The sequence below is a fragment of the Pandoraea sp. PE-S2T-3 genome (genome assembly GCF_002179965.1).
GTDB lineage: Bacteria > Pseudomonadota > Gammaproteobacteria > Burkholderiales > Burkholderiaceae > Pandoraea.
Genome location: NZ_NGUQ01000018.1, coordinates 588,187 through 611,360 on the forward strand (window position 1 = coordinate 588,187; position 23,174 = coordinate 611,360).

The following is a 23,174-nucleotide window of genomic DNA, read 5'->3' on the forward strand; positions in this document are numbered from 1 at the left end:
CGGAACATTTCATCCCGAAACACATCCAATCTTGTGCTTTGAAGTACACGCTCAAAGCGTGTCATGGAGAGGGTTGCCGCGACGGCCCGGGCGAGCGACAAGGCGCGTGCCGCTAGCGTATTGGCGGCGCGCCGTTATTCCGCCGACGCCATCCGCGTTGCCTGCCACGAGATGAGCCGCCAGGCTTCGGCCTCGCGCACATGGACCGCCGTATAGATCATTTGCGATTCCAGCGAGCCGGTGGCGGTTTCCAGCTCCACCAGGAGCTTGCCGATCACCACGACGGTGTCGCCGAACTGGTGAAGTTGCTGGTCCGACGATTGAATGTCGAGATAGCGGCGGCGGCCGGACGTCAGGGCGCCCAGAAATTGCTGTTTTGTTTCGCATTTGCCGTTCGAGTGAACGTAGCGAACGCCCTCGGCCAGAAGTGAGTCCAGTTTTTCGACGTCGACCTCGACCATCGCGGAAAACCGCGCTGCTTCGAGCTCTCGGATTGCGTCGATATGCTTTCCAGCCATGCTGACCTCCCCTCTCGCCGACACCTGAACACACGCGACTTGGGTTGCAATTTACACCATCCACGTCACGTTTGCGCCAGTGACTTTTCCCGGAACCCCGGGGCTGCTGGAAAACCCCGAGACCTCGGAAACTTCCCGCCCAGTAAGGGTTCTAACGTCTTTAGCACTCGTCTGGAGAGAGTGCTAAAATGCTTTCCCAGAGGCTAACCAGGAGTCCACCACTTGAGTACTGCCGCCACTTTGCATCCGACGACGCCGGCCACCGGCACGGCGCCGAATTCTCGTGCCCTTGCTATCGCCCCGTCGGCATTGATGCTGCCGGGCAGTCTGGGCAACATCGACAGCTATATTCAGGCTGTTCACCGTATTCCGCTGCTGACCGCCGAGGAAGAGCAGTCGCTCGCCAAGCGTCTGCGCGACAACGACGATCTCGAGGCCGCCCGCCAGCTCGTGCTTTCGCACCTGCGACTGGTGGTGTCGATCGCGCGTAACTACCTCGGCTACGGGCTGCCGCATGCCGACCTGATTCAGGAAGGCAATATCGGCCTGATGAAGGCCGTGAAGCGCTTCGACCCCACGCAGGGCGTGCGGCTCGTGTCGTATGCCATGCACTGGATCAAGGCCGAGATTCACGAGTACGTCCTGAAAAACTGGCGCACCGTGAAGGTCGCGACGACCAAGGCCCAGCGCAAGCTGTTCTTCAATCTGCGTAGCCAGAAGCAGGGCCTGCAAGCGTTCACGCCGGACGAAATCGATCAGGTCGCGCGCGACCTGAATGTGAAGCGCGAAGACGTCATCGAGATGGAAACGCGCATGTCCGGTGGCGATATCGCCCTCGAAGGCCATAGCGACGACAGCGACAGCGCCAGCTTCGCCCCGATCGCCTACCTTGCCGACTCGCATCAGGAGCCGACGGCCGTGATCGCTGCCCGCGAACGCGACCATCTGCAAAGCGACGGTCTGCAAACGGCTTTGGGCCGTCTGGACCCGCGCAGCCGCCGTATCATCGAAGCCCGCTGGCTGTCGGTGGAAGACGACGGCAGCGGCGGCGCCACGCTGCACGAACTGGCTGACGAATTCGGCGTCTCCGCCGAACGCATCCGCCAGATCGAAGCTGCGGCGATGAAGAAAATGAAGGGTGCGCTGCAAGCGTTTGCGTAATCCCGGCTGACATCGGCGCGCGTCTGCTTTAGGACGTGCGACACGATGTCACAGCGACGCCCCACGGCGTCGCCTGAACACAGCAAAGCCCCGCGATGATTCGCGGGGCTTTTTGCTTTCTGGCGCCGGGCAAAGTTCGCAGACCAATTGCTTAGGACTTGATGCATCGCAAGGTCTACCGGCAGACCGGCCGATAGAATCGCTTCGTACGTGGCCATGCTACGTGCGAAGGACGGCCCGGGGGGCTGCCCGACGCGCCGGACCCTTGTCTCGAATCCGCTTCTCATCGACTGCCAGCCATGGCAGAAGATCCGCATCGAACCAGCGTCATCTGCGTGTCATCCGCCCTCATCCGCCGCGGTTTGACATTTTTAAGCGATAAGGCACAATGCCTCGGAAGTCGACGCTGTTTCCAACACACGACTTTCGACGCCAGGAGCCGTCACGGATGGACACCCACTCTCCTAGCAGTCCGAAGCCTCCCGCCACGGCCACGTCTTCGGCGGTGTCGCATTCCGCCCTTACCACCTGGCTGATTAGGCGCTGGCGTACCCGCCCTTCCCGTTTCATGCTCGAAATCCTGATCGTTCTCGCGATCAAGGTAGTACTCCTTTTCATTCTGAAAAACGCGTTCTTCGACGCCCCGATGGCCAAGCACATGTACTTGCCGCCGGACGTCGTGGCCCGCGCCCTGATCGGGCCGCCCGCCGCAGAAACGCCATCCCCCACCCCAAGTCAAGGTGTCCGCCATGATCAGTAGCGAAGTCGTTGACCTCTCGCGCTTGCAGTTCGCCATAACGGCGCTGTATCACTTTCTGTTCGTCCCGCTCACGCTGGGTCTGTCGTGGCTGCTTGTCATCATGGAGTCGGTCTACGTGATGACCGGCAAGCAGATCTACAAGGACATGACCCAGTTCTGGGGCAAGCTCTTCCTGATCAACTTCGCCATGGGCGTGACCACCGGTCTCACGCTCGAATTCCAGTTCGGCACCAATTGGGCGTACTACTCGCACTACGTCGGTGACATCTTCGGGGTGCCACTCGCTATCGAAGGCCTGATGGCGTTCTTCCTCGAAGCCACCTTCGTCGGCCTGTTCTTCTTCGGCTGGAACAAGCTCTCTCGTATCGGCCACCTGGCCACCACCTTCGCGGTGGCCCTCGGCTCGAACCTCTCGGCGTTGTGGATTCTCGTGGCCAACGGCTGGATGAACAATCCGGTCGGCGCGCACTTCAACTACGAAACCATGCGCATGGAGCTGAACAGCATCTGGGACGTGATCTTCAACCCGGTCGCGCAGGTGAAGTTCGTGCATACGCTCTCTGCGGGCTACGTCACTGCTGCCATGTTCGTTCTTGGTATCTCGGCGTGGTATCTGCTCAAGCGTCGCGACGTGCCGTTTGCGTTGCGATCGTTTGCGGTCGCCGCCGGCTTCGGCCTCGCCTCGACGCTGTCGGTGATCGTGCTCGGCGACGAGTCGGGCTACACCACGGGTGAAGTGCAGAAGGTCAAGCTCGCCGCCATCGAAGCCGAGTGGGAAACGGCCAAGCCGCCCGCATCGTTCACGCTGTTCGGGTTCCCGAACCAGAAAGAGGAACGCACCGACTTCGCCGTGAAGATTCCTTGGGCGATGGGTCTGATTGCCACGCGCTCGGTCGATACGCCGGTCATCGGTCTCACGCAACTGCGTGACGAGCACAAGGACAACATCAAGCGCGGCATGATCGCCTTCGCCGCGCTCGAGAAGCTGCGCAATGGCGACACGTCGCCTGCCGTGCGTGCCGAGTTCGACAAGTACAAGGACGATCTGGGCTACGGTCTGCTGCTCAAGAAGTACACGCCAAATGTGGTCGATGCCACGCCCGAGCAGATTCACATGGCCGCGAACGACACCATTCCGCCGGTCGCGCCGGTGTTCTGGTCGTTCCGCATCATGGTCGGCCTGGGCTTCCTGTTCCTGTTCACGTTCCTGTGGGCGTTCTGGCTGTGTGCGCGCCGCCGCTTGCTCAAGCCGCGTTCGGCCTGGTTCCTGCGCTGGACGGTGTGGGCCATTCCGCTGCCTTGGCTGGCCGCTGAATTCGGCTGGATCGTTGCTGAAATGGGCCGTCAGCCGTGGACCATCGCCGGCATTCTGCCGACCCATCTCTCGACGTCGTCGCTCTCGGCGGGCGATCTGTATCTGAGCCTCGCGGGCTTCATCATTTTCTACACCGCGTTGCTCATCATCGAGATGTTCCTGATGGTGAAGTACGTCAAGCTCGGCCCGTCGTCGCTGCATACCGGCCGCTACCACTTCGAGACGGAAGACGGTGCGAGCGGGGCCATTGGCCGCGACCGTCCGGCCTCGGTCTGATCGTCAGGGAGAAACCACATCATGATGATCGATTACACCGTACTCAAGCTGATCTGGTGGGTGCTCATCGGCGTGCTGCTGATCGGCTTCGCCTTCTTCGACGGCTTCGACATGGGCACCGGCACGCTGCTGCCCTTCCTTGGCAAAACCGACGCCGAGCGCCGCGTCATCATCAACACCGTTGCCCCCACTTGGGAAGGCAATCAAGTCTGGTTCGTGACGGCAGGCGGCGCGATGTTTGCCGCGTGGCCGCTGGTGTATGCCGCCGCGTTCTCGGGGCTCTACTGGGCGCTGCTGCTCGTGCTCTTTGCGTTGTTCCTGCGACCGGTCGGCTTCGACTATCGAAATAAGTTGCCGAGCGCACGCTGGCGCACGTCGTGGGACTGGGCGCTGTTCGTCGGCAGCGTGGTGCCGTCGCTGGTGTTTGGCGTAGCGTTCGGCAATCTGCTGCTTGGCCTGCCGTTCTCGTACGACAACACGCTGCGCTCCACGTACACCGGCTCGTTCTGGGCATTGCTCAACCCGTTCGCGCTGCTGTGCGGTCTGGTCAGCGTACTCATGCTGGTCACGCACGGCGCGGCGCACCTGCGCATGAAGGCCGATCCGCTGGTGGCCGAGCGCGCGGGCCGCATCATGCGGATGACGGCACTGGGTACGTTGCTGCTGTTCCTCGTCGCAGGCGTGCTCGTCGCCACGCACGTCGACGGCTTCGCCATCACGCAGATGGCCTCGACCGGCGCGCCGGCCAACCCGCTCATGAAGCAGGTCACCACCGGCCCCGGCCTGTGGCTCACCAACTACCACACGTATCCGTGGATGATCGCGGCGCCCGTCGTCGCTTGCTTGTGCGCGTTGCTGGCAGCGTTGCTCGCCACGAGCCGTGCTTACGCGTGGACGTTCGTGATCACCGGGCTGATGATGGCCGGCATCATCCTCACGGCGGGCTTCTCGATGTTCCCGTTCGTGATGCCGTCGTCCACCGCGCCGGGCAGCAGCCTGACGCTCTGGGATGCCAGTTCGAGCCAGCTCACGCTGCAAATCATGTTGATCGCCGTCGTTGTCTTCCTGCCGATCGTGCTCGCCTACACCGGCTGGGTGTACCGCGTGGTTCGCGGTCGCGTGACGATCGACGAGGTCAACGAAAACCCGCACACGATGTACTGATCAAGGAGCTGCGACATGTGGTATTTCTCTTGGGTTCTCGGCCTTGGCCTCGCGCTCGCGTTCGGCATCATCAACGTGATGTGGTTCGAAGCGCATGACGATCTCGAACGACGCAGTCAGGAAGGCAGCTGAACGTCGAACGCGCCCCTCGGGGCGCGTTTTTTCTTGGTGTGGCACAAAGACCGAAACCGCGCGTGCGGCGACCAAGCCCGCGCGACACGCACGCAGTACCGTGGCGCCTCTCTGACTGAAACGATGAGGTTTGCCATGCTCCCGACACCCTCCGCCTCCGCCGCTGCCGCGTCTGTTTCCGCTTCCGAGCGCTGCGACGTGTGCCAGCGACTCAAGGCCGCGCCCACCTTCGAATATCTCGACCACGTGGCGCGCAGCCAGCGCGGCACGCCGGTTCTCAACCGCACGCCGTCGCAACTCTCCTGCCTGAAACTGATTCTCGACATGCCATATGCGGCGCTACGGGCCGAACATCTGATCAATACCGGCATGCCGCCCGAGGGGGCCGCCGATCTTGTCGCACGCCTGAGTCAATGCCCTGCTGGCGAATTGCAGCGACGCATTCAAGCCACGCCGACACTGCGCGACTGGTTTGATCACATCGCCCTGCCACCCCCTGCCGGGGTGGACGAGGACTCGCTGATCCTGTCGCTACGGGTGCTTCAGTTGTTCGCGCACCCGACCAGCGTGCCGGTTGTATTCGACCCCAATCGCCGGACGGTCTCGCTGTTTTACGCACCCGGCCGTGCGCCGCAGGAAGGCGCCATTCCTGCCGACGGTGCCATACCGCGAATGCTGCTCGATGCTGCCGAATGTCTCGATCCCGACGCCCCCGCGTCTCGGGCCAGTCGTACGGCACTGGACCTGCTCGTACGTACCAACGACATCGACGGTCGCCGCCAACGCTCCCCCTTCTGGCAATGCGATTCCGACTATTGGTGGCACGGAGGCGACGTGGTGCGCTCCGTCTCGACCCAGCTCACCCCGGAATTCGAAACTTGGCTGGAAGCGCGACGCGATACCGCGGTTTCACACAGCTTCTTTCATACCCACCGGGAATTGATTGCCGCCAATGCCCGGCGACGCAATGAGATGCTGCACCCAGCATCCGAGTAACCTCACCACGGATAAGCATCGACGACAGACGTAAAAAGGGCGGCTCCAGGCCGCCCTTTCTTACTGCCAATCACTGCGAAACACTACCCATCGGAAATCCGGTGCGTGCCAGAATCTCCGCCGCGCTTAGCTCAACAGCGTCTTCAGATCCTGCGCCATCGCGTCGACCGGCTCGTCCGGACGCATGAACAGACGCAGTTGCCCCTTCGGGTCGAAGACATAAATGCCGGCGGTATGGTCGATGGTGTAGTTGGTCGGCGTCGAGCCTTCCACCTTGTTGACCACCACGCGGAACGACTTGGTCACTTGCTTGAGCGCCGCATCGTCCGCCGGGCGCAGCCCCACGAACGCCGGGTTGAACGCCGGCACGTACTGCCCCATCAATTCCGCCGTGTCTCGCTGCGGATCGACGGTCACGAAAAGCACCTGCACGTTCTGCGCGTCCGGGCCGAGCTTCTGCATCACCTGATTGAGTTCGGCCATCGTGGTCGGGCACACATCCGGGCAATGCGTGTAGCCGAAGAACATCACCACGGCTTTGCCCTTGTAATCGGCGAGCGTGCGCGTTTTGCCCTGCGGGTCGAGCAACGAGAAGTCCTGCGCGAACTCCTTGTTACCGGTGATATCGAGACTCTGGAACGTCGGACCGTCCTTGCCGCAGGCGGCGAGCAAAACGGTAAGCCCCATCAGAAACATCGCGCGGCGCAACCAGATGACAGCAAGCTTCATGAAGAAATGACCCCGAAACGTATGGAATTGATGGCCTGAAAAGACAACAGGCGCGTCGGCAGAGAAAACCGTACGCGCCTGTCATCGTCCGCACCCGGCCGTGGCCGGATACCGTTCAGACACTTAACCGAGCAAATAGATCTGCACGTAGTGATCGATCAGCAACGCGGCGAACAGCAGCGAGAGGTAGACGATCGAATAGCGGAACATCGAGCGCGAGAGCGCATCGGAATAGTTGCGCCACAACTTGATCGCGTAGCCCAGGAAGATGCCCGAGAGCACGACCGCCGAGGCGAGGTACAAATAACCGCTCATGCGATGCGCAAACGGCAGCAGCGACACGGCAAACAGCACCACGCTATAAAGCAGAATCTGAAGACGCGTGTACTTTTCGCCGTGCGTATTCGGCAGCATCGGCAAGCCGGAATTCACATAGTCCTGACGGCGATAGAGCGCGAGCGCCCAGAAGTGCGGCGGCGTCCAGACGAAGATGATGAGCACCAGAATCCACGCATCGGCCGGAACGGCGCCGGTCACGGCGGCCCAGCCGAGGGCCGGCGGCATCGCACCCGCAGCACCGCCGATCACGATGTTCTGCGGCGTCGAGGGCTTCAGGATGATGGTGTAGATGAGGGCGTAGCCGACGAAGGTGCCGAGCGTGAGCCACATCGTGAGCGCGTTGGTGTACGTGTAGAGCACCACCATGCCGGCAGCACCCAGAATCGTCGAGAAGACGATGATCTGCCACGGTGCGATTTCACCCCGGGCGGACGGACGCCACGCGGTGCGGCGCATGAGCGCGTCGACGCGTTGCTCGATCAGGCAATTCACGGCGAAAGCGGAACCGGCGAGCAGCCAGATACCGATGGTGCCGCCAATCAGCACCTGCCACGGCACCATACCGCGCGTGGACAGGAACATGCCGATGACGGCGCAGAACACGGCGAGCTGCGTCACACGGGGCTTGGTCAACGCCCAGTATTGTGCGATACGGCTAGACGGCGGATGGGGAAGGGTCGTGCTTTTCATACACTCAGAGGCAATGCGCTACGCCGAGCCAGTCGGGGCGCCAGCGAGTGGTGCGGCAGCCGGCTCCGCTGCGGGGAGGGGCTTCTGGCGGGCGGGATCGGCAGACGAATCCAGGGGACTCAGATCAGCCGAAACAGACGCCGCCCGGGCGGCGCGAATGCGGTAGTTTAACATAACAAGCAATAGCAGCAGGACCGCCGCCCCACCGTTGTGCGCAATGGCGTTCAGCAACGGCCACTGGAAAACGATGTTCGACAGCCCCGTCGCAAACTGCACGAGGACAAGCATAAATACCAGAGTTGCGGGCCGCCGTAGCGCGGCATGTCGTCGCAGGCGCGTCGCCAGCCAGCCCAGATAAAGCACCACGATCACCGCGAACGTCCGGTGCGCCCAGTGAATCGCGACGAGGGCGTCCATCGGAATGACCTCCCCGCCGGCCGTCTTGCCCAGCTCACGCCAGAGCTTGAAGCCGTTGTGGAAGTCCATCGACGGCACCCACTGACCTTGACACGTTGGGAAGTCAGTACAGGCGAGCACGGCGTAGTTGGTACTCACCCAGCCACCCAGCGCAATCTGGAACACCAGCAATGCCAGCCCGATCAGCGCCGCCCAGCGCCAGCGCAACGCACTGGGATCCGCCGCAATACGTGACGCAGGCACCTGACTCGACGCGAGCCACGCCAGCGAGCCCAGCAAAGTGAGCGCCAGCATCAGGTGCGTCGTAACGATCACCGGCTGGAGCTTCATGGTGACCGTCCACGCACCGAACGCGCCTTGCACGCACACGAGCACGAACAGCCACGTGGCGAGCCACGGCGACTGCACCGGCACGTGTCCTGGTGTGCGCCCTTGCAACGCGGCGTCGCGGCGCCCGCGGACTTTCAGCCATTTCGTCCAGGCCATCACCATCAGTACGATGATCAGCACGCCCACTGCCATGGCGAAATACCGGTGGATCATCTCGATCCACGCCTTGACGAACGTCACCGGCCCGGTCGGCAGCATCAACTGTGCCGCGTGAATGTCGGCATGTGCCGCAAACGGCGACGACGTGCCGTAGCAGCCCGGCCAGTCGGGACAGCCGAGCCCCGAATCCGTCAGGCGCGTGAAACCGCCGAACATGATCAGGTCCAGCGTGAGAAAGGTCGTCACCCAAGCCAGTTTGCGGTACTTGTCGGCGTCGCGGCGCAGCAGCACCCAGCCCAGCGGCAGCACCGCGATACACAGGCCGATGAAGCCCAGTTCCAGAAGGTAAAGCATCGGTTTTACGTCAATCCTTCGTCATGTCCGGCGCGTGCTCGCAGCCGAATTTCCGTCATACGGTCAGCGACCGCCCTTGCCCCAGCCGTGGCCCCGATCAACCCGTACCCGACCACTTCAGCAGTCGCGTCAGGTCGCTCTTGATGCGGCCCGGGTCGGGGTTCTTCGGAAACGCCATCATCAGATTGCCCAGCGGGTCGACCAGATAGATGTGATCGCGCAGGCCGGTGCCCTCTTGCGTCGGCAGCCAGTTGGCCAATGCCACCGGGTCGGCACGCAAACGGCGCGTGTCTTCGTAGGCCGTGTCGAGCTTGTCCGAGACGGCGTTGTCGTCCGTCACCAGCCAGATCGTTTCCACGCGCGTACGCTCGTTGCCCTGCAACACGCGGATCTGCCGCATGTAGAAGAGCTTGCTCACACAATTCTCATCGCACGCCGCCGTGTCCGCGCTGATCAGCAGCCACTTGCCCTTGAGGGACGTCAGCGGCAGGGTCTCGTTGGTCTCGTCGTCGCGTACGACCAGTGCAGGCAGCGGACGCTGCGGCTCGATCAGCTTGCCGTACGACGACGTGCCGCCCTGCGGCTTGAACACGAAATACATCAGGTAAGCCGCCACGGCCGGTGCCGCGCACACGGCGAACAGCAGCACCAGCATGCGCCGCGCCTTGCGGCGTTGCACCGGGTCGATCGCCGGTGTCGTGGGTGCGGATTTGGCCTGCCCGCTGGTCACATCTGCACTCATATCCGCCTCATGTTCTGCGCTGGGTTTGCCAGCCGACGGCCGCGCTTGTATGCCAGCCGCAGCCCCAACAGCGCGAGGATCAGCGACATGCCGAACCACTGCGCCATATAACCATAGTTGCGATCTGCGCCACTTGCCGGTGCCGGCCAGTCGCGCAGCAGATGATCGCCCGTGTCGTTCGTCTGCATGATCACGAACGGCTGTAACGGCAAGCCGGTCTCGCGCGCGTAATCGCCCGCGTCGAGATTCTGCCGGATCATCAACCCTGCCGCCGAGCCGCCATGCCCCAGTTCGAAGGCGCGTGACGGATCGGGTTGGGCCAGGCCCTCGATCGTCACGTCGCCCGCAGGTGTCGGGTACGGCATGATCGCGGCGCGATCGCGCAAGTCGCGCGGCAGCCAGCCACGATTCACGAGTACGACGCGATCCGGCGTGACCTGCAACGCCATCACCACGTAGAACCCCGGGAGTTCGTTGCGCGGGCGGTTATCCAGATACACGACACGATTCTGGAGAAAATGCCCGGTCACGCGAACACGCCGGTTGGCGACGTCGGACAACGTATAAGCGCGCGCGTTCGGGCCACGCTCAAGCTCGATCACCGGCGCGTGCTCAGCCTGTTCGATCTGCGCCTGACGGTCCAGCCGCAGATGAGCGCGGCCGTATTGCCACACGCCCAGCGCAGCGGTCAGCGCCACGCCCAGCACAATCAGCAGCGCCGGCACGGGCCGCATGCCGCGAAAAAGGGTTTTCAACACTTACGTTCCTTGTCTGGCAGCGCGTGAGAGCCCTCGCGCACACTGCATTGCAGCGTGCCAGCCGGGGCTCGTTGCCCGATAATGACGCATTCCCGTCATCCAGCCGATCATGCGCATTCTCGTTGCCATCGCCTTCATCTTGATTCTCGGCAGTCTGGCGTCCGCATTGTTTTTCATGATGCGGGACAAGGGCCGATCCAATCGCACCGTCCATTCACTCATGGTGCGGGTCGGCCTGTCGGTGACGCTGTTTCTGCTCATCCTGTTTGCCAACTGGATGGGCTGGATTCACAGCACGGGCATACGATACTGAGTCCCGCGCGCGAGCCCTGCGGCAAATCGCCGCACCCATCGCTCACCTCTCGTGCGGATCGAAACCCGGGCGCAGTGACGTTCAGTAAACGTTCGTCACGGCTCGCGTCGACGCCCCGGCCCACCCCGCGCGCATTGCTGCGACATATGGCCGCATTCTCGGCGGCACCCTGACGCATTCCCCGCATTCCCCACATTCCCGCTTCGCGAACGCTGCAAACAGAAACGCCGCCGGAATCCGGCGGCGTGTCACACCGATCGATACGCGATTCGATACGGCGTTAGGCCATCAGAGCCAGTACACCACGACGTACAGACCCAGCCACACGACGTCCACAAAGTGCCAGTACCAAGCGGCGCCTTCGAAGCCGAAGTGATGCTCCGGCGTGAAGTGGCCCTTGATCAGGCGAATCAGCATGACAGAGAGCATGATCGCGCCCAGCATCACGTGGAAGCCGTGGAAACCCGTGAGCAGGAAGAACGTCGAGCCATACACGCCCGAAGTCAGCTTCAGGTTCAGCTCGGTGTAGGCGTGGTGATACTCATACGCTTGGAAGCCCAGGAACACGAAGCCCAGCACGACCGTGGCGAACAGCCAGAAGATCGCGCTGCCACGATGATTCGCACGCAAGGCATGGTGCGAAATCGTGAGCGTGACGCCCGAGGTCAGCAGCAGTGCTGTGTTGAGCGTCGGGATCGGCCACGGGCCCATCGTCTCGAACGCATCGACCACACCGGCCGGGCCGGCGTTCGGCCACACAGCGGTGAAGTCGGGCCAGAGCAGCTTGTTGTCGAGATCGCCGAGCCACGGCATCGCCAGCGTGCGCGCATAGAACAATGCGCCAAAGAACGCGGCGAAGAACATCACCTCGGAGAAGATGAACCAGCTCATCCCCCAGCGATACGAGACGTCGATGCGCTTGCTGTAAAGCCCGCCCTCCGACTCGGCAATCGAATCGCCGAACCACGAACGCAGGACCCACAGCACCCACAGCAGGCCGGCCAGTGCCGTCCACGGGGCCCACGGCAGCCCGTTGACCCACGCGGCAGCCGAGCCGAGCACCACCAGCAGGCCGATGCTGCAATTGACCGGGTGGCGCGATGGCGCCGGTACGAAGTAATAAGGCGCCGTTTGGTGTTGACCACTCATTCTTATCTCTCCAGGCTTGGTTCTCTTTGTCTGAATCACGTCGCGAGGCGGATGGCGAGCTTCGCCAGCAGCACCAGCGCCACCACGAACAGGATGCCCCCGATCAGTCCCGCGATAATCAGATGCACAGGGTTGAGCTGCGCCATGTCGCGGTCGTGATCACGCCCCTTGCGCACGCCGAAGAACGACCAGAACACCGCTTTCACGGTCTGGACAAACGACAGCTTGCGACGGGTCGCCTCCTTGAGGTCATCCATTGCTGCCCTTGCCTCCGCTTCCACCCGTTAGCGCACCCGGCACCGTCGCCGGGGCGTTCGACACATCCGCACGCTGGTTAGCGTCGGCTTTGCCGAGATCGAAAAAAGTGTAGGACAGCGTAATCGTCGTCACATCTTTTGGCAGCTTCGTGTCCACCACGAACACCACCGGAAATTCCTTGGCCTCACCGGCCCTGAGCGTCTGCTGCGTGAAGCAGAAACACTCGATCTTCTTGAAGTAGCTCGCCGCCTGCGCTGGGGCGTAGCTCGGAATCGCCTGCGCCCGAACCTCATGCGGCTGCTGGTTCGCCACTTCGTACTCGATCGTCGCAATCTGCCCCGGGTGAACGGTCAGACTGCTCTTGGCCGGTTTGAACCGCAACGGCCCCTGCGCATTCGCATCGAACTCGACAATGATCGTGCGGCTCTCGTCGACTTGCGAATTGCGCGCGGTCAGCTCGTTCGTGCGATCGCCCAGTTGGTTGATGCCCACGAGATCGCAGAACGCGCGGTAGAACGGCACCATGGCGTAGCCGAAACCGAACATCACCGCGACCAGCAACAACAACTTGCTGAAGGTGCGCACATTGAGCCGCCGCATACCAGCCATATTCATCCTTTTCCATCTCGCCGAACGCCGGTTGCCCAGCGTCCGGTGCCCAGCTTTTGCGCGTAGCGTCAGATCCCGCCCAGCAACTTGGCCTTGATCATCACGCCGAAGAAGAAAATCGCGACCACCGACGCCAGAATCAATCCGGTGCGCAGGTTCTTTGCGCGTTGTTCACGTGCGAGTGCCATGTTCAATGCACCTTCGGCGGCGTCTCAAACGTGTGGAACGGGGCCGGGCTCGGCACGGTCCACTCGAGACCTTCGGCGCCATCCCACGGCTTGGCTTCTGCCGCCGGACCACTGCGCCACGTCGGCAGCGCGATGCAGAACAGGAAGTACACCTGCATCAGGCCGAAACCGAACGCGCCGATCGTCGCGATCTGGTTGAAGTCCGTGAACTGCGCCGGGTAGTCGGCATAGCGACGCGGCATGCCGGCCAGCCCCAGGAAGTGCATCGGGAAGAACGTCACGTTGAACGTGATGAGCGAGCCCCAGAAGTGGAACTTGCCGCGCCACTCGTTGTACATGTGGCCTGTCCACTTCGGCACCCAGTAATAGAACCCTGAGAAGAGCGCGAAGAGTGAACCAGCCACTAGCACATAGTGGAAGTGCGCCACCACGTAGTAAGTGCCGTGCATCTGAATGTCGAGCGGGGCCAGCGAGAGGATCAGGCCGGTGAAGCCGCCCATCGTGAACACGAACAGGAAGCCCACGGCGAAGAGCATCGGCGTCTCGAACGTGAGCGCGCCCTTCCACATCGTGGCGACCCAGTTGAACACCTTCACGCCGGTGGGCACCGAGATGAGCATCGTCGCGTACATGAAGAACAGCTGGCCCGTGACCGGCATGCCGGTCACGAACATGTGGTGCGCCCACACCATGAACGAGAGAATCGCGATCGACGCCGTGGCGTACACCATCGAGCTATAGCCGAACAGCGGCTTGCGCGAGAACGCCGGAATCACCTGCGAGACGATCCCGAACGCCGGCAAGATCATGATGTACACCTCGGGGTGACCGAAGAACCAGAAAATATGCTGGTACATCACCGGATCGCCGCCGCCTGCTGCATTGAAGAACGACGTGCCGAAGTGACGGTCCGTGAGCAGCATCGTGATCGCGCCTGCGAGCACCGGCATCACGGCGATGAGCAGGTAGGCGGTGATCAGCCACGTCCACACGAACATCGGCATCTTCATGAGCGTCATGCCCGGCGCGCGCATGTTCAGAATGGTCACGATGATGTTGATCGCGCCCATGATCGACGAAGCGCCGAGAATGTGCGCGCCGAAGATCGCCAGATCCTGGCCCGGCCCCATCTGCACCGACAGCGGCGCGTACATCGTCCAGCCGGCTGCCGTGGCACCGCCCGGCACGAGGAACGACGAAATCAGCAGCAGACCGCCGACCGGCAGCAGCCAGAAGCTGAAGTTGTTCATCCGCGCGAAGGCCATGTCCGACGCACCGATCTGCAACGGGATCATCCAGTTCGCAAACCCCACGAACGCCGGCATGATCGCGCCGAAAATCATCACCAGCCCGTGCATCGTGGTGAGCTGATTGAAAAACTCCGGACGAATGAATTGCAGGCCCGGTTCAAACAATTCCGCACGGATCATCAACGCCATCACGCCGCCCGAGAGCAGCATGACGAACGAGAAGATCATGTACATCGTGCCGATGTCCTTGTGATTCGTCGCGAACAGCCAGCGACGCCATCCGTGCGGATGGTCGTGCGCGTGATCGTCGTGACCCGCCACGTGATCGTGAGCGATGGAACTCATACCCAATCTCCTTCCTCGACTTGGTCGAACGGCACTTAACTATTCTTCGCTGCGCGCACAGCGTTGGCGGCATCACCGGCATTGGCCGACTTGTTGCCACGCGCTTCGCGCACCTGTGCCGGCTGAACGACGTCGCCGGTCTTGTTGCTCCACGAGTTGCGCTCGAACGTAATCACGGCGGCCAACTCCACATCGTTCAGATGCGACCAGTTCGGCATCGCATTCTTGCCATGCAGCACGATGCTGATGTGATCGGCCACCGGGCCCGTCACGATCTTCCCGCCATCGAGTGCCGGGAAGGCACCGCCGCCCTTGCCGTTCGGCTGGTGGCAAACCGCGCAGTTCGAGGCGTAGACCTTCTGGCCACGCTCCATGAGTTCTGCCACGGTGTAGGTCTTGTTGGGATCGTCGGCGGAGGCCGCCATCAACTTCTTCTGCGCGTCGACCCACTTGGTGTAGTCCTCTTCCGAGACGACCTTCACCACGACCGGCATGTATGCGTGTTCCTTGCCACACAACTCGGTACAGAAGCCGCGATACTCGCCCACCTTCTCGGCCTTGAACCACGTGTCGCGCACGAAGCCAGGAATCGCATCCTGCTTGATACCGAAGGCCGGCACGTAGAACGAGTGAATCACGTCGTTGGCCGTCGTGATCAGGCGCACCTTCTTGTTGACCGGCACGACCATCGGGTTATCGACTTCTTGCAGGTACGTATTGCTCTTGGGTTCCTGACCGTCGATCTGGCTGCGCGGCGTGCTGAGCGTGGAGAGGAACTTGATGCCCTCGCCGTCGCCCTTGAGGTAGTCGTAGCCCCACTTCCACTGGTAGCCGGTGACTTTGATGGTCAGGTCGGCGTTGGTGGTGTCCTTCATCGCCACCACGGTTTTCGTGGCAGGCAGCGCCATCAGAATCACGATGATGAACGGCACGACCGTCCAGATCACCTCGACCGTGGTGCTTTCATGGAAATTCGCGGGCTGATGGCCCTTGGATTTGCGGTGCTTGATGATCGAATAGAACATCACGCCGAACACGCCGATGAAGATCACCAGACAGATGATCAGCATCATGGTGTGCAGGCTGTGAAGCTCTTCCGCAAGCTTGGTGACCGGCGGCTGGAAGTTGAGCTCGTTGACGGCCGGTCCCCCCGGCATATCGGAGACCGCCGCCACTGCCAGTGCCGGAGCGCCGGCGAGCAGTGAGGCGCCCGCAAGGAAAGCCGCCAGGGCATGTTTCGTTTTTTTCATAGCTTCCTTACCCAAAATTACCATCCAAATCCTCCCTGGCGGTCGCCCGAGATCGTCTCCATCTCTCTCAGGCCTCTTGGGCAAGACAACGGCGCAGCTCGCGCGCAAACGTTTCGCGGCGATGCGGCGCAAGGTAGGAACCGACAGTGACCGAGCGGCTGCCCGAGCGCAAGGTGATGCGCAAACGCGGCGGCTTCTCGATGTCGATGCGCACCCAGCGGGGATTGAACTCGTATTGCGTCAACCTCTGTGCTGAACGTTGCTCGACCACAAGGCTCACGGGCGACAACCGAATGACCTCGTAATCTGTGGCATGCCGGGCATGAATGACGAACGCAACGCCCACCACGAGCAAGTCCAGGCCTGTGAACGGCAAGACCAACCACCCACCGCGCCACGCCGCAATCAAGGCAACACCCAGCGACACGGCGGCCAACGACAGGTAGAACAGGACAAACTGGCGCGGCGATATCGCGCAGTTGCGCTTGTGCTTCCATTCCTTCGTCACCGATCCGGCTTCGGAAGAAGAGGCTGCGAGCATCGCCGTCACCCGTGGGGCATTTTGGGTCTTTCATGTCCGACGGCCGGGAACTAGTTACGTCCGGGCCGCGACAAACTGCCGCATTATAGAACGCGCCTTCTCGAAGCGACAACATTGATACCGAGTATTTGGCGCGCCATAGCATCCTCCTGAACTCATTGATGCAAAAGGGAAATCCGGTTATTCCCTTAGCTGGCGAAGCGCGCGCGGAAGCGTCTACGGGATACTCCCTATGCTTTGCGCGTTTGACACATTGCAACACGACACAAGTCATTGCGGTGTCCTGAATAGCCTGTCGCCGATCTTGTCAAACACCGCTCACCGCATCACCGATTGACTCGGTCGTGACACATTCGCCGTCGCCTGCCGATCCATCGCGCGCGTTACGATGTGATGAAATGCGGGATTCGTCCGATATCCATCAACAGTAGACGTTGCACCGGATTTCGCGTGCGACGTTATGTCGCGCCCTTCGCCGGGTCGCGCCGTGACAACACTGCTGCGATGCCGCGACGGCGGTGGCGGGCCGCCTGTGTTCTCGCGTGCTACAAGCGATGCATGTTCCCTACATGAACGCCGATGCCGGCGAAACGATGCCATGCGTTGCGCGATCCTTCACGCGTTTGCCGACGGTCTGCAAACGCTTCAGACGGCCTCCGATTTCGACGCACTGCACGCGACGCTGCAATCGCTGTGCGGTCTGCTCAGACAACGCTACTTCCGCTATCAGGGGCAGTTCACGTTGCCACGCGGCGATGCGGCGGCGCCTGACGTCTCCAACTACCCCGAATCGTGGCAGCGCCGTTATAACGAATGCGGCTATGCCGCCCTCGACCCCGTGCTCGCACGAGCGCGCACGCAGATGACACCCGTTGAGTGGGCGCCTGACTTGTTCGCGACACCGGAAGCTTCGCGTTTTCGCTGCGAGCAAACGGCGGCGGGCCTTTGCACGGGCGTGACGTATCCGGTGTTTGCGCCATCCGGCGCGGCGGGCATGTTGAGTCTTGCCGCCTCGGATGCCCGCCCGCGCCCGCGTTTGCGGGCCTGGACGCAACACCTCGGTGCAGCGCTGGCGACGCATGTGCACGATGCCGCGTGGCGTATCGTGCAACGCGAGGCCTCGCGCGCTTCACCACCGGCGCTGACACCACGAGAGCGCGAATGCCTGCAATGGGTGGCACGCGGCAAGACGTCATGGGAAATTGGCCGCATCCTGACGATCTCGGAACACGGCGTGGTCTTTCATCTGCGCAGTGTGATGCGCAAGTTCGAGGTATCGAGCCGGCACCGCGCGGCAAAACTGGCCAGCGAGTACGGTTTGCTCGACGAAGTGCATTGAGGCCGGAGACGTCACGGCGTAGCTGCATTTCGACGCTCGAGACGCCTCGACGATGCTGCCGCCTGGTTTGTGCGCGCCATCTCCGACGAACTGACATCACGCGAAGCGGCGCAATCTCGTGACACAGTTCGGCATCATGTTGGCGACATAGATATCGCCCCGCGCATCGACGGCAAGACCATGACCGATCGCGCCGAATGTTCGGCAGCGCCCGATCAGTTGTCCGCTCGGCGTGTAGGCGCAGAGGCGCGGTGTCTGATCGGTCACATAGAGAACGCCGTCGTGACCGATGGCGATGGCGGTCGGCAAATGCAGTCCGCTAATTTCACCGCACCATTCGCCGTCGAAAGAGAAGCATTGCACGCGATGATTCTCGCGATCCACGACCCATGCCCGATCCTCCGCGTCGATGGCGATCGCATGCGGATTGCTGAAGCGCCCGCGCTCGCCCCCGATGCCGCCCCAACTGCGAAGATGTCGCCCTTGTGACGAGAATCGGTGAACGTGCGAATTGCCATAGCCGTCCGAGACCCAGATCTCGCCGCTAGACGTCACCGCGACGCCGGTCGGATGGTTGAACGGCTCGCGCCATCTCGGCTCGTCCGCGATGCCCAGGGTGATATCGAGTCCACCATCGGCATCGAAGCGATGCACGCAGTGCCGATCCGAATCCACAAGATGCAGTCGTCCTTGCGAATCGAAGCAAGCGCTATGACCGTGTGTCGTGGCGTCGTACTGCCAGTGGCCACGCGCCTGACCATCGTCGCCAAACCATCTCACGACAGGATCGCCACGCATGATCAGTGCAACGCCTAGCGTCGGGTGAATCGCAACATCGGAGACAAACGCGCGGCTCAGATCCTCCCCGGAAAACGGTGCAACGTCGACGTGATAGCGGCGCGCCCCCAACACCACGACACGCGCTTCACTACACGCGGGTGCGGCGGTCATGCGTCGCCCCCTTTGACAGCCTCACCGCGCGGGCGGGTGCTCTCCTGTCGTGTCACCAGATCTGCCAGTGTCTTGTAGCGGGTCAACGTGAAGGTATCGCTTGCGGCATTCACGAATTCGCCACCGCCCAGTCGGCCAATCGGCTTCAGTTCACGCAGGTTCACCTGATGCGTCGCCGGATCGAGCAAGGCATCGTCAACATGCGCGGCCAGCACTGTGCCGAGGACAACCCACCCGCCCCCGGGGGCTGCGCTGATCTCGATGATGTCGCGCACAGCGCACTCAAACGCCACGCTGGCCTCCAGCACGCGCGGCGGCCGCACCCGAGACGACGCAACCGGTGTCACGCCCGCCAGCTCGAACTCCGACTCACCGGGCGGCAGCGGTGCCGCCGAAAGATTCACGGCCTCGATACACGAGGCACTCGCCACGTTCACGACGAACTCCGGCACCGTTTCGATGTTACGTAGCGTGTCCTTCTTGCGCATCGGCGGCGGTGGCACGACTGGACAGAACAGCACCGTCATCGGCACACAACACACGCCCATGAAGTACGCATACGGCGCAAGATTCGGCCGTCCCTGCCCATCGATCGTACTCACCCAGGCAATGGGGCGCGGCAGTATCGTGCTCATCATGAAGTTGTAGATGCGGGCTTCGTCGAGTGTCGCGGGATCTATCTGCATGAGGCCTCTCGATACGCGCGGCATGCGCAATACGTGCTTGGAAGGTGCTTGATGCGTGCTTGATGCGTGCGTGGTCAAGTCGTCACTGGTTCTCCCATCAGGCGAAGTACCTGATTGGCACATCCCCACGACAGGGTGAAACCACCGCCGCCGTGACCGTAGTTGTGAAGCAATCCGCCATGCGTGCCATCGCGCTCTACGCGCGCAGCTCGCCGCATCGGGCGGAAGCCAACACGGACGTCGATGAGATCCAGTGAGGCAACCCCGGCGCAAAGACGCGCGCATCGCCGAACGATATCGCCGACCTGTCGCTCGCCGATGACCGTTGACGTCATATCGGGGTCTGCGGTCCCGCCGAGGATGATGTCGTGACGTCGCTCAACCACGTAGGTCGGTCGCAGCGGATCGGCGTCGTCGACGAAGCACCCGTGCACCGCGTCGTGACGCATCGCCCGTAGCACCACAGCGCGTGACAGCGACAACTCACGGTCGCCGAAGGCCACGCCGCCGTAACCGCAGCAATTCACCACGTAGTCGGCGTCATCAAGCAAAGTGGCCGGGTCACTGACTCGCGCGAGGACAAACCTTCCACCGAGATCAAGAAACATGTCCATCAGGTAACCGAGATAGGTGCCGGTATCGGCGACGGGTACCTCCATGCGATAGGCGCAGGCATAGCGGGACGGCACGTCCGCACGCAGTCGCATGACGCTCGGCACGCACGCTGACCACCATGGCGTGCCCGCATCGCGCTCGAAGTATTCCGTGAGTGGCCGCATGACGACACCCGACGCGACATCGTCAGACAGGCGCGCCATCTCCGCATAGGTCTGACGGGCGTTTTCGAGATAGACGAGATCGGGAGCCTGATAAAACGGATGCCAGATCGCGGCGGCCAATGCAGAGGTCGTCTGCGCCGGCGCTTCCGCCGCATGAATTGCCACGTCGCAACCGGCCATCGATAGCGTCACGGCAGTGGTGAGGCCGCTGACGCCCGCACCGACGACGATGACGCGCCGGCGCGTCACGGACGGCTCCGCATCGGCACGTCGATCGTGTCACCGGGGCTGATGGATGGCGCGAAAGCACCAAGGTCTGTCGCGGTGGCCCCCACATCACACGCCACACGCGCACAAGCGTGCGGATCCTTCAGACCACTCCCCGTCCCCAGCAAGACCACGCGCGCACCCGGCTCAATTCTCCCGCAGGCAATGGCGTCGCTGAGTGCCGCGTGCCCGGCAGCGGCCGATGGCTCGAACCACAAGCCATAGCGCTGCGACAGAATTTGCGACGAGGCCATGATCTGCGCGTCAGTTACGACGACGCACTCACCTTGCGTCATTCGTAACGCTTGCAACGCCGCCAGATGGTCACGCGGACGAGACACCGAACGACTGTCCGCCACCGTATTCGGCGTGACAGGCGTCGGCGACGACGGCAGTGCGCCGGACGCCCCGGACGCCCCGCTAACGAGCCAATCATGCGCGATGCTGTGCGAACTGCTGGCCTGCGCGGCGAGCAAGCGAGGCACGCGTGTCGTAATGCCCAAGGCGAAAAGGTCGAGAAACCCCGTAGCGATACCCGAAAGAATATTGCCGTCTCCGGTCGGCACCACCACCCAGTCGGGCACGTCCCAACCAAGCGCTTCCGCAATCTCGAACGCACACGTCTTCTTGCCTTCCCGGGTGAACGGATTGAACCCCGTATTGCGGCAACACACCTCCGGCGCGTCGGCCATGCTGATAGCGACATCGAAAGCGTGGTCGTAGGTGCCATCGATGACCTGCACCTGTGCGCCATAGGCGCGTATCTGCGCGAGCTTGGCGTACGGCGTGTGCCTGGGTACCACCACGGTCGCAGGCATTTGCTGCGAAGCCGCGATACATGCGAGCGACGCACCGGCATTGCCCGTCGATGCCGCCACCACCTGCGTGCACCCAAGCCATCTGGCGGCCGCAAGCACCAACTCCGTTGCGCGGTCCTTGAGTGAGCCGCTCGGATTACGGCTGTCGTCCTTCACCCAAAGATGCACGCCGTCGTCGGCACCTAACGAGAGCAACGGCGTGTCACCCACGGCGAGACGGCTCGACCAACGCGACGATATCGGCAAGAGCGGTTCGTAACGCCACATGCCCGTTCCGCAAAAGGAAGCGACGATGTCGGCCGCCGAAGGTTGCTCGTCCACCCCGCAACGATTCCTCTCGATGCGCAGGTTGTGTCCGCACAGGGGGCATAGATAACAAATCGTGCCCCAGTCTTGCGGTTCGGCGCACCGCACACAAACGTACCGGTACGAGAACGTCATGCCAGACACCCCGGATTGAGCAGATGTGCCATCACGGCATTTTGCGCATGAAGGCGATTCGTCGCTTGTTGGAATACCCAGGATTGCGGCCCGTCGATGACCTCATCCGTCACTTCCTGCCCACGATCCGCAGGGAGGCAATGGAGGTACCCCGCATCGGGGGCGGCATGTCGCAGAACTTGTTCATCAACGCACCAGTCGCGATGCCGCTCGAACGCCGCAAGCATGGCGCGTTCATCCACCGCATCGCCGTGGCGCGTTGGCAGATGCGCAAGGCTGCACCACGATTTCGCATAGACGGCGTGCGCATCGGTCACACCATCAAGCAAGTCGTGCGTCACCCGCACGTTAGCGCCCGTCTGGTTCGCGAACTGTGTCGCTGCCTGCATGATCACGGGATCCAGTGCGAACTCAGGGGGATGCGCAAGCGTCACGTCCATGCCCGATTTCACGGCCGCAAGCAGCAAACTTTGCGGCACGGCGACGGGCTTGTGCCAGCTTCCCGAATACGCCCAACTGATGCAGAGTCTGCGCCCCGTCAGGCCACCGAGTTGTTCGCGTAACGTCATGACGTCAGCCAGTGCCTGGCACGGATGAAAGCGATCGCACTCCAGGTTGATCACCGGCACGCTGGCCCATCGTGCGAAGGCTTCCAGATGCCGATGGGCGCCGCCATACACCCAGCCGGCGGGCTCGCCATACATCCGGATGGCAATCGCATCACCGTACGACGACAGCACGCGGGCCACGTCCGCGATACGCTCCGTCGAGTACGGAATCTCTCCTTCGGGTAACGCAGGTGTGTAGATGCCGTTGTGCGGATCCAGCATGACGGCATGCCCGCCCATGCGGGACAGGCCGGTCTGAAAGCTGCTGCGCGTGCGCAGCGATGCGTTGTAGAAAAGGAAGTAGATGGTTCGTCCGCGCAACGCGAACTCAGTTTGCCGAGGGTAGCGGCGCTTGAAGTCGAGTGCCGCATTAAGCAACGCGCGGTAGTCCGCCGGACTCATCGTCAAGTCGGGGGCAAGCCAGCCAGAAGTCACGGATATCTCCTTGTCGATGCTCGCCGTCATTGCGGCGCGAAGCTGCTGTTCATATGCCGCCTTTGGTGCGGATTCGCACGCGTCGCGGATGGGTGGCTATCGGTGTG

25 protein-coding genes and 1 pseudogene are annotated in these 23,174 nt (G+C 62.3%); 8 read left to right on the plus strand and 18 right to left on the minus strand.

Annotated features, from left to right (window positions below; all coding sequences use genetic code 11):
• Positions 1–134: 134 nt before the first annotated feature.
• Positions 135–518 (minus strand): nuclear transport factor 2 family protein, encoded by a 384-nt coding sequence (locus CDV46_RS18070; protein ID WP_058377124.1) that lies wholly within the window; start codon positions 516–518, stop codon positions 135–137.
• Positions 519–740: 222 nt separating this feature from the next.
• Between CDV46_RS18070 and rpoH the strand changes: the two genes are divergently transcribed.
• The 6 genes from rpoH to CDV46_RS18100 all read left to right on the plus strand — a co-directional run bounded on the left by rpoH (position 741) and on the right by CDV46_RS18100 (position 6,322).
• On the plus strand, positions 741–1,679 hold the full coding sequence (rpoH, locus tag CDV46_RS18075; RefSeq protein WP_058377123.1) for an RNA polymerase sigma factor RpoH: 939 nt from the start codon (positions 741–743) through the stop codon (positions 1,677–1,679).
• Positions 1,680–2,127: 448 nt separating this feature from the next.
• Complete coding sequence (gene cydP, locus CDV46_RS26885; RefSeq protein ID WP_140413410.1) at positions 2,128–2,439, plus strand: cytochrome oxidase putative small subunit CydP; 312 nt, start codon at positions 2,128–2,130, stop codon at positions 2,437–2,439.
• A complete protein-coding gene (locus CDV46_RS18085) occupies positions 2,429–4,030 on the plus strand; it encodes a cytochrome ubiquinol oxidase subunit I (RefSeq protein WP_087724032.1) in 1,602 nt (533 codons plus the stop codon). Before cydP ends, CDV46_RS18085 begins: the two co-directional genes overlap by 11 nt.
• Before the next feature lie 27 nt (positions 4,031–4,057).
• The gene (cydB, locus tag CDV46_RS18090; protein WP_058380053.1) at positions 4,058–5,194 is read left to right on the plus strand and encodes a cytochrome d ubiquinol oxidase subunit II; all 1,137 of its coding nucleotides are present in this window, start codon (positions 4,058–4,060) and stop codon (positions 5,192–5,194) included.
• A gap of 15 nt (positions 5,195–5,209) precedes the next feature.
• Positions 5,210–5,326 carry a cytochrome bd-I oxidase subunit CydX gene (gene cydX / locus CDV46_RS18095; protein WP_064675025.1) on the plus strand — a complete coding sequence of 39 codons (117 nt, stop codon included), beginning with the start codon at positions 5,210–5,212 and terminating at the stop codon, positions 5,324–5,326.
• A 135-nt stretch (positions 5,327–5,461) separates the two neighbouring features.
• On the plus strand, positions 5,462–6,322 hold the full coding sequence (locus tag CDV46_RS18100) for a hypothetical protein (RefSeq protein ID WP_140413411.1): 861 nt from the start codon (positions 5,462–5,464) through the stop codon (positions 6,320–6,322).
• A gap of 126 nt (positions 6,323–6,448) precedes the next feature.
• On the opposite strand, the gene CDV46_RS18105 is transcribed toward CDV46_RS18100, so the two are convergent.
• The 5 genes from CDV46_RS18105 to CDV46_RS18125 all read right to left on the minus strand — a co-directional run bounded on the left by CDV46_RS18105 (position 6,449) and on the right by CDV46_RS18125 (position 10,816).
• Complete coding sequence (locus tag CDV46_RS18105; RefSeq protein ID WP_058380052.1) at positions 6,449–7,051, minus strand: SCO family protein; 603 nt, start codon at positions 7,049–7,051, stop codon at positions 6,449–6,451.
• Between the two features lie 123 nt (positions 7,052–7,174).
• Entirely contained in the window at positions 7,175–8,080 is a 906-nt protein-coding gene (gene cyoE, locus CDV46_RS18110; RefSeq protein ID WP_058377120.1) for a heme o synthase, read from the minus strand.
• 18 nt (positions 8,081–8,098) lie between these two features.
• A complete protein-coding gene (locus CDV46_RS18115; RefSeq protein ID WP_087724036.1) occupies positions 8,099–9,340 on the minus strand; it encodes a COX15/CtaA family protein in 1,242 nt (413 codons plus the stop codon).
• 97 nt (positions 9,341–9,437) lie between these two features.
• Positions 9,438–10,082: an SCO family protein gene (locus tag CDV46_RS18120; RefSeq protein ID WP_140413412.1), complete on the minus strand. Its 645-nt coding sequence runs from the start codon at positions 10,080–10,082 to the stop codon at positions 9,438–9,440.
• The gene (locus CDV46_RS18125; protein ID WP_087724038.1) at positions 10,079–10,816 is read right to left on the minus strand and encodes an SURF1 family protein; all 738 of its coding nucleotides are present in this window, start codon (positions 10,814–10,816) and stop codon (positions 10,079–10,081) included. Before CDV46_RS18125 ends, CDV46_RS18120 begins: the two co-directional genes overlap by 4 nt.
• A gap of 133 nt (positions 10,817–10,949) precedes the next feature.
• On the opposite strand from CDV46_RS18125, the gene CDV46_RS18130 reads away from it, so the two are divergent.
• Entirely contained in the window at positions 10,950–11,153 is a 204-nt protein-coding gene (locus CDV46_RS18130) for a twin transmembrane helix small protein (RefSeq protein WP_058377116.1), read from the plus strand.
• A gap of 288 nt (positions 11,154–11,441) precedes the next feature.
• Here CDV46_RS18130 and CDV46_RS18135 read toward each other — a convergent pair whose 3' ends face one another.
• The 7 genes and pseudogenes from CDV46_RS18135 to CDV46_RS18160 all read right to left on the minus strand — a co-directional run bounded on the left by CDV46_RS18135 (position 11,442) and on the right by CDV46_RS18160 (position 16,743).
• Entirely contained in the window at positions 11,442–12,302 is an 861-nt protein-coding gene (locus CDV46_RS18135) for a cytochrome c oxidase subunit 3 (RefSeq protein WP_058377115.1), read from the minus strand.
• Between the two features lie 35 nt (positions 12,303–12,337).
• On the minus strand, positions 12,338–12,559 hold the full coding sequence (locus tag CDV46_RS18140) for a DUF2970 domain-containing protein (protein WP_058377114.1): 222 nt from the start codon (positions 12,557–12,559) through the stop codon (positions 12,338–12,340).
• Positions 12,552–13,169 carry a cytochrome c oxidase assembly protein gene (locus CDV46_RS18145; protein ID WP_058380051.1) on the minus strand — a complete coding sequence of 206 codons (618 nt, stop codon included), beginning with the start codon at positions 13,167–13,169 and terminating at the stop codon, positions 12,552–12,554. The genes CDV46_RS18140 and CDV46_RS18145 overlap by 8 nt, the downstream gene beginning before the upstream one ends.
• A 68-nt stretch (positions 13,170–13,237) precedes the next feature.
• Positions 13,238–13,357: a cytochrome oxidase small assembly protein gene (locus CDV46_RS27290; protein WP_212677134.1), complete on the minus strand. Its 120-nt coding sequence runs from the start codon at positions 13,355–13,357 to the stop codon at positions 13,238–13,240.
• A gap of 2 nt (positions 13,358–13,359) precedes the next feature.
• A complete protein-coding gene (ctaD, locus tag CDV46_RS18150) occupies positions 13,360–14,952 on the minus strand; it encodes a cytochrome c oxidase subunit I (protein ID WP_058377113.1) in 1,593 nt (530 codons plus the stop codon).
• A 44-nt stretch (positions 14,953–14,996) separates the two neighbouring features.
• A pseudogene (gene coxB, locus CDV46_RS18155) lies at positions 14,997–16,226 on the minus strand (cytochrome c oxidase subunit II); the annotation flags it as partial.
• Positions 16,227–16,269: 43 nt separating this feature from the next.
• Positions 16,270–16,743 (minus strand): DUF2244 domain-containing protein, encoded by a 474-nt coding sequence (locus tag CDV46_RS18160; RefSeq protein ID WP_087689922.1) that lies wholly within the window; start codon positions 16,741–16,743, stop codon positions 16,270–16,272.
• A 598-nt stretch (positions 16,744–17,341) separates the two neighbouring features.
• Between CDV46_RS18160 and CDV46_RS18165 the strand changes: the two genes are divergently transcribed.
• A complete protein-coding gene (locus tag CDV46_RS18165) occupies positions 17,342–18,082 on the plus strand; it encodes an autoinducer binding domain-containing protein (protein ID WP_176399103.1) in 741 nt (246 codons plus the stop codon).
• Between the two features lie 96 nt (positions 18,083–18,178).
• Here the strand turns inward: CDV46_RS18165 and CDV46_RS18170 are convergent, their stop codons facing one another.
• The 5 genes from CDV46_RS18170 to CDV46_RS18190 all read right to left on the minus strand — a co-directional run bounded on the left by CDV46_RS18170 (position 18,179) and on the right by CDV46_RS18190 (position 23,067).
• Positions 18,179–19,033, minus strand: a complete 855-nt coding sequence (locus CDV46_RS18170) for a peptidylglycine monooxygenase (protein ID WP_087724042.1) — start codon at positions 19,031–19,033, stop codon at positions 18,179–18,181.
• Complete coding sequence (locus CDV46_RS18175; protein WP_176399104.1) at positions 19,030–19,719, minus strand: flavin reductase family protein; 690 nt, start codon at positions 19,717–19,719, stop codon at positions 19,030–19,032. Before CDV46_RS18175 ends, CDV46_RS18170 begins: the two co-directional genes overlap by 4 nt.
• Positions 19,720–19,793: 74 nt before the next feature.
• Entirely contained in the window at positions 19,794–20,747 is a 954-nt protein-coding gene (locus CDV46_RS18180; RefSeq protein ID WP_087724046.1) for an FAD-dependent oxidoreductase, read from the minus strand.
• Positions 20,744–21,850: a threonine synthase gene (locus tag CDV46_RS18185; protein WP_176399105.1), complete on the minus strand. Its 1,107-nt coding sequence runs from the start codon at positions 21,848–21,850 to the stop codon at positions 20,744–20,746. Before CDV46_RS18185 ends, CDV46_RS18180 begins: the two co-directional genes overlap by 4 nt.
• Before the next feature lie 170 nt (positions 21,851–22,020).
• Complete coding sequence (locus CDV46_RS18190) at positions 22,021–23,067, minus strand: ornithine carbamoyltransferase (RefSeq protein WP_176399106.1); 1,047 nt, start codon at positions 23,065–23,067, stop codon at positions 22,021–22,023.
• Positions 23,068–23,174 lie beyond the last annotated feature (107 nt).